Raw genomic sequence first — 12,528 nt, 5'->3', positions numbered from 1 at the left:
TACAGGGATGGGCAAGAAAGTTACAAATTTGTAGCAATTATTTTGATTGGTTTTGTCTATTGATGCGGCGCAAATGGTCTTTGCGCCGCACGGTCATCAGGCGTTGATGATTTCATCCAGGTGCAGTTCTTCAGAAATCTGCTTAACCCATTTCTCAACGCGCTCGGCGGTCAGTTCTGGCTGGCGATCTTCGTCAATGGCCAGACCGACAAAGTGATCGTCATCGGCCAGGCCTTTCGACGCTTCAAAATGATAACCCGCGGTCGGCCAGTGACCGACGATGGTCGCGCCGCGCGGCTCAATGATGTCGCGGATAGTGCCTAACGCGTCGCAGAAATATTCCGCGTAATCTTCCTGGTCGCCGCAGCCGAACAGCGCCACCAGCTTGCCGTTGAAATCAATCTCTTCCAGAGTCGGGAAGAAGTCGTCCCAGTCACACTGCGCTTCGCCATAGTACCAGGTCGGGATACCAAGCAGCAGGATGTCATAGCCTTCAAGATCTTCTTTGCTGCTTTTTGCAATGTCATGCACGTCGGCAACATCTTTACCAAGCTGTTTTTGAATCATTTTTGCGATATTTTCGGTGTTCCCGGTGTCGCTGCCGAAAAAAATGCCAGTGATTGCCATGAGTAAAGTAACCTCTTGAAACTTATTGAAATGGTGGGGGCAAATTGCCCACAGATAAGGGCAATCATAGCAGAACAGTCAGGTATGCGGAAATAGCAAACGCACGCGAGTGCACTCCCTGCTACATGAAAGTGATAAAATGTGCGGGTTTCAGACTGAACCCTGGCGTCGCAACGTCGCCAGTTGGCTCATCAGGATTTCTTCGATCAGCTCGCTGCGGCTGATGTCGCGCGATTCCGCCAGTTCATTCAGGGCGTCGACGGCTTCCGCGTTGAGCTTAAGTTCAACACGTTTCAGGCCACGAACTTTGTCGCGTTTAAGCTGGTTGCGCTTGTTAATGCGCAGCTGTTCATCGCGTGAAAGCGGATTGGTTTTAGGTCGTCCCGGGCGACGCTCGTGCGCGAACAGATCTAATGTCGTACGGTCCGTTTGTTCTTTGGCCATGATTTTGGTGACTTCGGGGAAACAATCAGCCAGGCCTCTGCCCGGATGGATAGCGCGCCATCATACATCAGCGGATGGGGCACGCCAACGTTCGCGCGCGCAATCGCGCGCGGACGCTGAGTTTTTAATCAGTTTGCGCTGTCGTTCAGATAACGACGAATGGCGCGCAGCACTGCGTCAGGTTTTTCGGCATGAACCCAGTGGCCTGCGCCCGCGATGACATGCGCGCGCGCCTGTGGGAATTGCGCGAGCAGGTCGTCGCGATACGCCTCGGTGACGTAAGGGGAGTTGCCGCCAGGGATAAACAACGCCGGGCGATCCCAGGCTGGAATCGGCTCCCAGCCGACAATATGCGGATACTGATCCCACAGCGCCGGCACGTTAAAGCGCCATTCGCCGTCAACGTACGACTTCAGCAGAAACTGAATCACGCCCTCTTCTCTGAGATGGTCGCGCATGACGGCAGCCGCCTCCTTGCGCGTCGTGGCCTGAGACGCCGTCACGGCGTTGATCGCCGCGAAAATCTCATCGTGGCGTCGTACCTTATAATCTACCGGGGCGATGTCGATCGCCACCAGACGATCGATGCGTTCCGGAGCCAGCGCGGTCAGGGCCATCACCGCCTTGCCGCCCATCGAGTGGCCAATAAACGTGGCTTTATCGATCTGCTGCGCATCCAGAGTGTCGAGCAGATCCTGCGCCATCGCCGGATATGTCATCAGCGGATCGCGGGGCGAGAGGCCGTGGTTACGCATATCGACCTGGAGGATATCGTGATCGCTGACCAGCTCGCGGGCCAGCACGCCGAGATTGTCCAGGCTGCCAAACAGACCGTGAACGAGGACGATGGGAGAATTATTGTGCAGGTTTTGTGCAGTTTGCGCTCGGATATTCAATTTCATGGCAAAGTTCTTTTTTTCGCTCTGTCGGGTTAGGGTATTATGTTGACCATTCTGCCACTGGGCTGCAACTGATACGGTTTACTCCGAGTTTTTTGTTCAGCCAGGTTTGACGCTATCCGCTGTTGGGATTTGCTCCTATAATTCCAACGATTTGTATTCAGATCAGTTATGACACCGCACTGGATTAAGATGAAAACGATTGAAGTTGATGATGAACTCTACAGCTATATTGCCAGCCACACCAAGCATATCGGCGAGAGCGCGTCCGACATTTTACGGCGTATGTTGAAGTTTTCCGCCGCATCGCAGCCCGTCGCGTCGGCGACAAAAGAGGCACGCGCCGCGCAGCCTGTGAGCGCAGAAGTGAAACCCGTCAATCCCGTCAAAGACAAAGTGCGCGCTATGCGCGAGCTGCTGCTGTCCGATGAATATGCCGAACAGAAAAAAGCGGTGAATCGCTTTATGCTGGTGCTGTCTACACTTTACTCACTGGATCACCAGGCGTTTGCCGATGCCACCGACTCGCTGCATGGTCGCACTCGCGTCTATTTCGCGGCGGATGAACAGACGCTGCTGAAAAACGGCAATCAGACCAAGCCGAAACATGTGCCTGGCACGCCGTACTGGGTGATCACGAACACCAACACCGGCCGTAAATGCAGCATGGTCGAACACATCATGCAGTCAATGCAATTCCCGGCGGAATTGATTGAGAAGGTTTGCGGAACAATTTAATGCTTGCATAAAAGGACCAGGCAATGGCAATCCACAACCGTGCAGGTCAACCTGCGCAACAAAGTGATTTGATTAACGTCGCCCAACTGACGGCGCAATATTATGTACTGAAACCCGAGGCAGGGAATGCCGAGCACGCGGTGAAGTTCGGTACCTCCGGACACCGCGGCAGTGCAGGTCGCCATAGCTTCAACGAGCCGCACATTCTGGCGATTGCCCAGGCTATCGCCGAAGAACGTGCGAAAAACGGTATCACCGGCCCTTGCTATGTGGGGAAAGATACCCACGCGCTGTCCGAACCGGCGTTTATCTCGGTGCTGGAAGTGCTGGCGGCCAACGGTGTCGACGTGATTGTTCAGGAGAACAACGGTTTTACCCCGACGCCTGCGGTGTCGAACGCTATCCTGGTTCACAATAAAAAAGGGGGGGCGCTGGCGGACGGTATTGTCATCACGCCGTCTCACAACCCGCCGGAAGACGGCGGCATCAAATACAACCCGCCGAACGGCGGTCCGGCAGATACCAACGTCACGAAAGTGGTGGAAGACCGCGCAAATGCGCTGCTGGGCGACGGTCTGAAGGGCGTGAAGCGCATTTCTCTCGATGCGGCGATGGCATCTGGTCACGTCAAAGAGCAGGATCTGGTGCAGCCGTTTGTGGAAGGGCTGGCGGAAATTGTTGATATGGCCGCCATTCAGAAAGCGGGCCTGACGCTGGGCGTCGATCCGCTGGGCGGTTCCGGTATTGAATACTGGAAGCGTATTGCGGAGCATTACAAGCTCAACCTGACCCTCGTGAACGATCAGGTGGATCAGACCTTCCGCTTTATGCACCTGGACAAAGACGGCGCGATCCGCATGGACTGTTCCTCAGAGTGCGCGATGGCTGGCCTGCTGGCGCTACGTGATAAGTTTGATCTGGCGTTTGCCAACGACCCGGACTATGACCGTCACGGTATCGTCACGCCGGCGGGGCTGATGAACCCGAACCACTATCTGGCGGTCGCTATCAATTATCTGTTCCAGCACCGTCCGCAGTGGGGCAAAGAGGTGGCGGTGGGTAAAACCCTGGTTTCCTCGGCAATGATTGACCGCGTGGTCAACGATCTGGGCCGCAAACTGGTCGAAGTGCCGGTGGGCTTCAAATGGTTTGTTGACGGCCTGTTTGACGGTAGCTTTGGCTTTGGCGGTGAAGAAAGCGCGGGCGCATCGTTCCTGCGTTTCGACGGTACGCCGTGGTCCACCGATAAAGACGGGATCATCATGTGCCTGCTGGCGGCGGAAATTACCGCTGTCACCGGTAAAAACCCGCAGGAACACTACAACGAACTGGCGGCGCGTTTCGGCGCGCCAAGCTATAACCGCCTGCAGGCGGGCGCAACCTCTGCGCAAAAAGCTGCGTTGTCGAAGCTGTCGCCGGAAATGGTCAGCGCCAGCACGCTGGCTGGTGATCCGATCACCGCGCGCCTGACCGCGGCGCCGGGCAACGGCGCGGCGATCGGCGGTTTGAAAGTGATGACGGAAAACGGCTGGTTTGCCGCGCGTCCATCCGGTACGGAAGACGCCTATAAAATCTATTGCGAAAGTTTCCTCGGCGAAGAACATCGCAAGCAGATCGAAAAAGAAGCGGTTGAAATCGTCAGCGAAGTGCTGAAAAACGCCTGATGCGTCTGGCGTTACCGACAAATGAAAAGGCGCCGTAAGGCGCCTTTTTTGTTTCAGGATGGGGGCTAACTTACCCGTGCTTATTCTTCAGCTCAAAGCGCGGCGATACCAGTCCGTATAGCGTCCAGCCGAGGAAGGTGACAATCGAGCCATACAGCATCGCTTCTTCCCCCGACGAGTAGAGCGCGTAGAAGCTGTACATCGCGCCAACAAACGCCACGAAGTTTGCCATTTTCGCTTTCGCTGGCGGGACGTTCGCCACCCGCTGAATAATCACCAGCGCGGCCATCGACAGGATATACGGAATAATATTGGTGACCACCGCCAGGTTGACCAGCACATTAAACTGGCTGTTCAGCGACGGGCTAATGGTCATCAGCGAGAGTCCGCTCTGAATAATCACGATAGTCAGCATCCCTTGTACCGGCGCATCGACCTTAGTCACCCGCGAGAAAATTTTCGGGAAATAGCCTTCATCGGCAGAGGATTTAAACACCTGAGCGATGGTGAACTGCCAGCCCAACAGGGAACCGCAGCAGGACATGATCATCAGCGCCATGATCACTTTCCCCACTTCCGGCGTGAACATCTGGGCAAACGCCAGACCAAACGGGGCCGTGGAGTTGGCCAGGTCCATGTTCGGCACAATCCCGGCAATCACGTTGGTGGAGACGATGTAAATCACCGCTGCGCCAAGCGTACCGCCAAGAACCGCTATCGGCACGTTGCGTTCAGGGTTATCCACCACTTCCGCGTTAGCACAGGCGGACTCCAGGCCGAGGAAAGCCCACAGCGTCATGGCGATAGACGACCCGACGGCGGTAAAGAACGGCACGTGATGCGGGTTCCATGAGTTCGCGTACAGCGTCGGACTGAACCAGAACCAGCCGATGATGCACAGGCCAACCACCGGAATGATCACCCCCCAGACGGTAATACTGCTGATCTGCCCGGTAATCCGCGCGCCGCCGAAGTTGGCAACCGTACAGATCCACAGAACGCCGATGGTGGCGAGGCCAATCTGCACCGGCGTGAGCGTCGCGCCGAACAGCTCGGTCCCGTAGCCCACCGCGGAAATGGCAATCGCCACGTTGGCGATTAACAGCGACACCCCATAGGTATAGTTGGCCATAAAGTTACCGGACTTGCCAAATGCATACTCCGCGTAGCCGCCCATGCCGCCAGATTTGCGGCTGAACATCCCGCACTTGGCGAACGCCCAGGCCAGCGCCATGGATCCGACAGCGGTGACCAGCCAGGAGATAATCGAGATGGTGCCGACCTCCGCCAGCTTGGTCGGCAGCATGATGATCCCGGAGCCCATCATGTTGACCATCGTCAGAATGGTAAGCTGCATCACGCCCATTTTGTTGGCTTTGGCTTTACTCATAATGTTTCTCCTTTCAGCAGACCGTCATGCTCTTGTCTCGCTTTGATCACGTAGCACCACACCTGCTTACGACCATCACATTCTTCGATGTAGACCCCCTGCAGCTCCGGCGCAAAGCCCGGCAGCAGGTTGATCCCTTCTTCCAGCGCGCTGAAATAGCGCAGCACCGCGCCGCCCCAGACTTCGCCGGGCACGACGCACAGCACCCCCGGCGGATAAGGCAACGCGCCTTCCGCGGCAATACGGCCTTCGGCTTCCGGCAGCGGCACCAGTTCCACCTCGCCGCGCAGATAGGCGTAATTTGCCTCCTGCGGATTCATGCTGACGCGTGGGAAATGCGCTTTACGGAACATCTCTTTTTGCAACTGCTTAACGTTATGGCGCGCGTACAGGTCGTGCATCTCCTGACACAGCAGGCGCAGGCTGTATCCGGCGTAGCGTGCTTCATGCTGCTTGTAGATGGAGGGCAGCACGTCGGCCAGCGGCGCGTCGGACGCCAGCAGTTTTTCGAAACGCACCAGCAGTGCGACAAGCTGCTGCAATTTCGCCATGTCTTCTGCCGGGGTCAGCAGAAACAGGATCGAGTTGAGATCGCATTTTTCCGGTACGACGCCGTTTTCGCGCAGGAAGTTGGCGAGAATGGTGGCCGGAACGCCAAAGGCGTCATATTCGCCGGTCCGCGCATTAATGCCCGGGGTGGTTAACAGCAGCTTGCAGGGGTCGACAAAATACTGATGCTCTGCGTAGCCTTCGAACGCGTGCCAGCTTTCGCCGGGTACAAAGTGGAAGAAACGCAGATCGCTGGCGACAGTCGCCGTTGGCCAGACATGCCACGGTTTCCCATCCACCGTTTCCGGGACAAACGGACGGATATACTGACAGTTCTCAAGGATCAGCTTGCGGGCGTCGATGCCGTTCGCCACGCAGTCCATCCACATATTGCGGCCGCTGGCGCCCTCGTGCATTTTGGCGTTGATATCCAGCGCTGCGAACAGCGGATAAAACGGGCTGGTGGAGGCATGCATCATAAAGGCGTTATTCATGCGCTTATGCGGCACGTAACGTGACTGCCCCTTGATATGACTGTCTTTTTTATGGATCTGCGAGGTCTGGGAGAAGCCAGCCTGTTGTTTATGCACCGACTGGGTCACCAGAATGCCCGGATCGTTTTCGTTCAGTTCCAGCAGCAGCGGTGAGCAGTCCGCCATCATCGGAATAAACTGTTCATAGCCGACCCACGCGGAGTCAAACAGAATGTAGTCGCACAGATGACCAATCTTATCCACCACCTGACGTGCGTTATAAATGGTGCCGTCGTAGGTACCCAACTGAATCACCGCCAGGCGGAACGGACGCGCATCGCGGGCGCGCTGAGGCGCGACTTCGCCGATCAGTTCCCGCAGATAACGCTCTTCAAAGCAGTGGGCGTCGATCCCACCGATAAAACCATACGGGTTACGCGCGGTCTCCAGATATACCGGGGTGGCGCCCGCCTGCAATAATGCGCCGTGATGGTTTGACTTGTGGTTGTTACGATCGAACAGCACCAGGTCACCCGGCGTCAGCAGCGCGTTGAGCACCACTTTGTTCGATGATGACGTTCCATTCAGCACAAAATAAGTTTTATCGGCGTTAAACACTTTTGCCGCGTGCTGCTGGGCGACGCACGGCGCGCCTTCGTGGATCAGCAGGTCGCCCATCGCCACGTCAGCGTTGCACAGATCGGCGCGGAAAAGCGTTTCGCCAAAATACTCAACGAACTGGTTGCCAGCAGGATGGCGACGGAAAAACTCGCCGCCCTGGTGTCCGGGGCAGTCAAAGGCGCTGTTACCCTGGTTAACGTAATCGACCAGCGCACGGAAGAACGGCGGACGTAACTGCGTTTCATAGTGGCTCGCCGCGGTTTCCAGTTGCCGACCATAATAGGCGCTACGGGCTTCATGGCACTCGAAAACACCCGAGATACGCGGCAGGAATTCCGCCGGGACGCGCTCTTCATTTTCGGTCGCGACAAACACCGGGATACCGTAGCCGGTGGCGTCAATTTCTTCGAGTTTACCTCGTTCAATATCATTGACCGATAACACGACCGCCGCCACGTCAATAAAATGGGTTTCATCCACATTTACAATATTACGCTGCGTTGAGAAGCAGTCGGGGCAGGAACGGCTTACGGCAATTTTTAATTCAGACATGTTCATCTCTTTATTTCAGGTAATAGCAGGTCCTCAATTTCTCAAATGAGAAACTGATAGCGCCGGAATAAAAGCAAAGTCCATCCCCTGATAAATAAAATCAGTGAATTGCTTTTTTTAGGATGCAAAAAACCTTACCTGTCCGGTTACAGGTAAATTCAGGTTTACGCAGTGTGAGCACTTGGAGATACAGGCGCAGGCCTGTGATACAGCGAGTCAGGAAGACCTGTATGCTGACGTGCCCATAGTCGAACGACTAACGGGCGTTAAAGAAATGAAAGTCAAAACTATTACGGTGGGCAAACATCATAATATGTGTTGTTCGCCTGATATGGGGCATTAAGCGGTTATTGTTTTCCATTTTGGTTACCTTTCCTTTATCAGTAGAAGGTGAGGGTATTTTATCCAGGAAAACAGTCCGATCCGTGAAGGAGATCAACAAAAAACGATCATTCGCAAAATATTTAGTCGTTTTTTATGCATGATGGCAGATAAGATATCAAAATGTGTTTTATATGTTATAGGTTTGTATTTTGTTATTTTTTGTGAGAATAAACTTATGCCGCCATAATTATTATTATGGCAGTGCGGTATATTAAAAATTAATTTTTAGAATTATTTAAAAATAATGAATAACCATTCATGGCATAAAACGATAGCCAATGCCGGTTTCGGTGATGAAATGCCGGGGACGGGCCGGATCCTGCTCCAGCTTTTGCCGCAGGTGACCCATATAAATACGCAGATAGTGGCTATGTTCGACCGCGTTCGGCCCCCAAACCTGATTCAACAGCTGCCGTTGCGTTAACACTTTTCCCGGATTGTTGAGCATGACGGCCAGCAGGCGGAACTCAATCGGCGTAAGGTGAATTTCACTTTCGCCGCGATGAATCAGATGCGCGGCGAGATCCACCACGATGTCGGAAAAGCGGACAACCGGATCAGGGGAAGGGGTTGCGGCATGACGGCGCAGGGCCACGCGCAGACGCGCCTGCAGTTCGCCAATACCAAAAGGTTTACTCAGATAGTCATCCGCGCCCGCGTCAAGGGCGGCAATTTTATCGTTCTCTTCGCTGCGGGCAGAAAGCACGATCACCGGGACGGCGCTCCACTGCCGCAAATCGCGGATGAAATCGATGCCGTCGCCATCCGGCAGGCCAAGATCGAGAATAATAAGATCCGGTTTCCGCGTGGCTGCCTCCAGCAGTCCACGCTGCAGGGTTTCCGCTTCGAATACACGCAGTCCGTCGCCTTCCAGCGCGCTGCGCAGAAAACGGCGGATGGCCTGTTCATCTTCTACAATCAGAACGTTTGTCACATATCCTCATGAAAATCATCAAGTTCTGGTGGCGCTTCTTGCTTCAGTGTAACACGAAAACAGGCGCCGCCCTGGGGGCGATTATAGACGGCAATGGCGCCGCCGTGCACTTCAACAATCGCCCGACAGATCGCCAGTCCCAGCCCGACGCCGGGTACCGCGGTCTCTTTATTACCTCTGGCGAATTTGTCGAAGATCGGCTGCTGCTGTTCCTCGGGGATCCCCGGTCCGTTGTCCCACACATCAAGCAGCAGTTGGTCGCCTTCGACATGGGCGTCAATGCCGATCTCCGCTTGCGGCCCGGCATACTTAATGGCGTTTTCCAGCAGATTGATCAGGACCCGTTCAAACAGCGGGCCATCAACATGGATCAACGTCAGCGGGGCTGGCAGGGAGAGATTGATCGGGTGAAGTAACCCCGGCTCCAGCATTTTCAGCGCGCTGCCCACCACTTCTTCCAGCGTCAGCCACTCTTTTTTCAGGTTAAAGCCGCCTGACTGAATGCGCGCCATATCCAGCAGATTATTCACCAACCGGGTAGTATTCAGCACATGCTGGCGAATTTCACTGGCCTGCTTCGCGTGCGCGGAGCCTTCGCTGGCCAGATCGAGGGTGAGAATTTCCGCCTGGCCAAACAGCACCGTCAGCGGAGTGCGCAGATCGTGAGAGAGCGCAGCGAGCAGGGCGTTACGCAGGCTTTCCCGCTCGCTGGCCAGACGCGCCTGTTCTTCACTGGCAGTGAGCGTCAGGCGCTCGAGGGCGTTCGCCACCAGTAGCGTAAAGGTTTCCAGCAGGCGCTGTTGTTCAGGGATCATCAGTTGTCGCAGGTTTCCCGGCTCGACGATCGCCAGCCCGTACGTTTTGTCCGCGCTGCGCAATGGCAGGATCTGGTACGGCACGCCGGGAAGGGTATCGGTGCCCGCGCCAGCCGGTTGGCCCTTGTCAAAGCTCCAGCGGGCGATCGCATCGTCCCAGGGCGTCATGCCCCTGGCGTGGGTCAGCGGCGTCAGACTGCCTTGCGCATCCGGTAACAGAATCTGGCTGCGGGCGTGAAACGTGGAAGCGATAAATTGCTCGCTGGTGACGGCAATATCTTTCTCGCTGCGATCCATCGCCAGCGCTTTCGACATTTCATACAGATGACGGGTGCGTTGTTCCCGATAACGCGCCACGCGCGCCTGGTAGCGCACCCCAGCGGTGAGATTCCCCACCACCAGACCCACCGTGAGCATCACCCCGAAGGTCAACAGATACTGAACGTCGGATACCGCGAGCGTGCCGCGCGGGGCAATAAAGAACAGGTCAAAGCTGACCACGCTGATCACGGTAGAAAATACCGACGGCCAGCGGCCATAAAAAAGAGAGATCACCACCACGCCCAGCAGATACAGCATCACCAGGTTGGCGGCGTCGAAGGCCGCCAGCCACTGGCTGGCAATGAATGTCGTCAGCGCGCAAAGGGCGACGGCGACCAGACAGCCCTGAATTTGCACCCGCCATTTGTCCTTAAAACTGCGGGTATCCGGCAGGGCGGAGAGTGGGCGTAGCGGCGACTCGTCCAGCGCGACAATCATAACGTCCAGTTCCGGCGCGCGTTTCGCCAGCCGGTCCGCGAAAGACGCTTTGTGCCACCAGCGCCGTCCCGGGGGGCGTCCCAGCACGATTTTGCCCAGGTTATGCTCGCGGGCATAGCGAACCACCGCTTTCTCTTCACGGGGATCGGAAAGGGTGGCCGTTTCCGCCCCCAACTCCTGCGCCAGCCTCAGGGCGCTGAGAATGTCCCGCCGCTGCTTTTCCGGTAAACGGTGCAGGGCGGGCGTCTCGACGTACACCGCATGCCAGACGCTGCCCAGCCGGGACGCCAGACGCGCGGCGGTGCGCACCAGCTTTTCGCTGCCGGTATTGTGTCCAATGCACAGCAGAATGGCGTCGCGTGTGTGCCAGACTTTTTCCTCGCCGGGGCGTCCCCGCCAGGCGCGCATTTGATCGTCCACCCGGTCGGCGGTGCGCCGCAGGGCCAGTTCGCGCAGGGCGATGAGATTGCCTTTGCGAAAGAAATGTTCAATGGCGCGTTCGGCCTGACCGGCGATATACACTTTGCCTTCCTTCAGGCGCTGGCGAAGATCGTCAGGTGGCAGGTCGACCAGCACCACTTCGTCGGCGGCGTCAAAGAAAGGATCCGGAACGGTTTCGCGCACCTGGATACCGGTGACGCCGCTGACGACATCATTGAGACTTTCCAGGTGCTGGACATTCACGGTGGTGAACACATCGATACCGGCTTCAAGCAGTTCTTCAATGTCCTGCCAGCGTCGCGGATGACGTGAGCCAGGCGCGTTGCTGTGCGCCAGTTCGTCCATCAGTATTAGCGCCGGACGGCGGGCGAGGGCGGCGTCGAGATCGAACTCGCTGATGTGACGCCCGCGATGCGCCTGGCGTTTCAGCGGTAGAATCGCCAGCCCCTCCAGCAGGGCGGCGGTCTCTTTGCGTCCGTGGGTTTCCACCACCCCAATCAGAACATCCAGCCCCTGGGCGCGCAAACGTTGCGCTTCGGCCAGCATTGCCCAGGTTTTCCCGACGCCCGCGCAGGCGCCGAAGAAAATTTTCAGTTTTCCCCGGTGCGGCGCCGCCGTCTGCTCCAGCAGACGATCGGGATCCGGGCGGAGCGGTTCTTCATTAACCATCAGAGCTTATCCAGCGCTAAATTCAGTTCCACGAGATTGACCACTGGCTGGCCGAGGTAGCCAATCGGCGGCGTTTGGGTATAGTTTGCGACCAGTTGCCTCACCGTTTCAACGCGTAAATTGCGCGCGTTGGCGACGCGCGGGATCTGCCAGGCGACGGCGGCCGGACTCAGGTTGTTATCCAGACCGCTGGCGGACGCCGTGACCAGTTCAACCGGCACCGTAGCGCTGGCCTGCGGGTTGGCGGCGCGCAGGGCGGCTATCCGTTGCTGGATCTGCTGATCCAGCTCAGGGTTGCTGACGGCAAGGTTGCTGCCGCCAGACGCCATCGGATTATAAGGCATGTCGGCGGTAGCGGAAGGGCGACCGTGGAAATATCCTTCCGCCGTAAAGTTTTGCCCGATAAGCCTGGAGCCGCGCACGATGTTATTGTCAATAATCAGCGAGCCATTGGCCTGCGGCGCAAACCACCACTGTCCCAGTGTGGTGGTCAGCAGCGGGTAAACCCCGCCGGTCAACAGCATCAGAAAAATCAGTGTCGACAAGAATGGACGTAGTTGATTCATATA

11 protein-coding genes are annotated in these 12,528 nt (G+C 56.5%); 2 read left to right on the top strand and 9 right to left on the bottom strand.

The features are described 5' to 3' along the window. Positions 1 to 96 precede the first annotated feature (96 nt). From fldA to ybfF, 3 genes are all read right to left on the bottom strand, one after another. Positions 97 to 627, bottom strand: coding sequence for a flavodoxin FldA (gene fldA, locus CSE01S_RS05555; protein ID WP_042285419.1), 531 nt, complete (start codon positions 625 to 627; stop codon positions 97 to 99). Positions 628 to 777: 150 nt separating this feature from the next. After that, the gene (gene ybfE, locus CSE01S_RS05550) at positions 778 to 1,071 is read right to left on the bottom strand and encodes a LexA regulated protein (RefSeq protein WP_042285416.1); all 294 of its coding nucleotides are present in this window, start codon (positions 1,069 to 1,071) and stop codon (positions 778 to 780) included. A gap of 128 nt (positions 1,072 to 1,199) precedes the next feature. Then, positions 1,200 to 1,973, bottom strand: coding sequence for an esterase (gene ybfF / locus CSE01S_RS05545; protein WP_042285413.1), 774 nt, complete (start codon positions 1,971 to 1,973; stop codon positions 1,200 to 1,202). A 189-nt stretch (positions 1,974 to 2,162) separates the two neighbouring features. Here ybfF and seqA point away from each other — a divergent pair, with 189 nt between their 5' ends. Both seqA and pgm read left to right on the top strand, forming a co-directional pair. Next, positions 2,163 to 2,708, top strand: a complete 546-nt coding sequence (gene seqA, locus CSE01S_RS05540; RefSeq protein WP_042285411.1) for a replication initiation negative regulator SeqA — start codon at positions 2,163 to 2,165, stop codon at positions 2,706 to 2,708. Between the two features lie 23 nt (positions 2,709 to 2,731). After that, positions 2,732 to 4,372, top strand: coding sequence for a phosphoglucomutase (alpha-D-glucose-1,6-bisphosphate-dependent) (gene pgm, locus CSE01S_RS05535; protein WP_042285409.1), 1,641 nt, complete (start codon positions 2,732 to 2,734; stop codon positions 4,370 to 4,372). 70 nt (positions 4,373 to 4,442) lie between these two features. Here the strand turns inward: pgm and potE are convergent, their stop codons facing one another. From potE to kdpC, 6 genes are all read right to left on the bottom strand, one after another. Continuing rightward, complete coding sequence (potE, locus tag CSE01S_RS05530; RefSeq protein WP_042285407.1) at positions 4,443 to 5,762, bottom strand: putrescine-ornithine antiporter; 1,320 nt, start codon at positions 5,760 to 5,762, stop codon at positions 4,443 to 4,445. Continuing rightward, a complete protein-coding gene (speF, locus tag CSE01S_RS05525) occupies positions 5,759 to 7,957 on the bottom strand; it encodes an ornithine decarboxylase SpeF (protein ID WP_042286198.1) in 2,199 nt (732 codons plus the stop codon). Before speF ends, potE begins: the two co-directional genes overlap by 4 nt. Before the next feature lie 256 nt (positions 7,958 to 8,213). Beyond that, a complete protein-coding gene (gene speFL / locus CSE01S_RS23040; RefSeq protein ID WP_106875989.1) occupies positions 8,214 to 8,318 on the bottom strand; it encodes a leader peptide SpeFL in 105 nt (34 codons plus the stop codon). 279 nt (positions 8,319 to 8,597) lie between these two features. Next, on the bottom strand, positions 8,598 to 9,275 hold the full coding sequence (gene kdpE / locus CSE01S_RS05520) for a two-component system response regulator KdpE (RefSeq protein WP_042285405.1): 678 nt from the start codon (positions 9,273 to 9,275) through the stop codon (positions 8,598 to 8,600). Further along, positions 9,272 to 11,959: a two-component system sensor histidine kinase KdpD gene (gene kdpD, locus CSE01S_RS05515; protein ID WP_042285403.1), complete on the bottom strand. Its 2,688-nt coding sequence runs from the start codon at positions 11,957 to 11,959 to the stop codon at positions 9,272 to 9,274. The genes kdpE and kdpD overlap by 4 nt, the downstream gene beginning before the upstream one ends. Further along, complete coding sequence (gene kdpC / locus CSE01S_RS05510) at positions 11,959 to 12,525, bottom strand: potassium-transporting ATPase subunit KdpC (protein WP_042285401.1); 567 nt, start codon at positions 12,523 to 12,525, stop codon at positions 11,959 to 11,961. Before kdpC ends, kdpD begins: the two co-directional genes overlap by 1 nt. Between the last annotated feature and the right edge of the window lie 3 nt (positions 12,526 to 12,528).

This window comes from Citrobacter sedlakii NBRC 105722 (genome assembly GCF_000759835.1).
Lineage (GTDB): Bacteria > Pseudomonadota > Gammaproteobacteria > Enterobacterales > Enterobacteriaceae > Citrobacter_A > Citrobacter_A sedlakii.
This window is presented reverse-complemented; position numbering and strand designations above follow the sequence as displayed.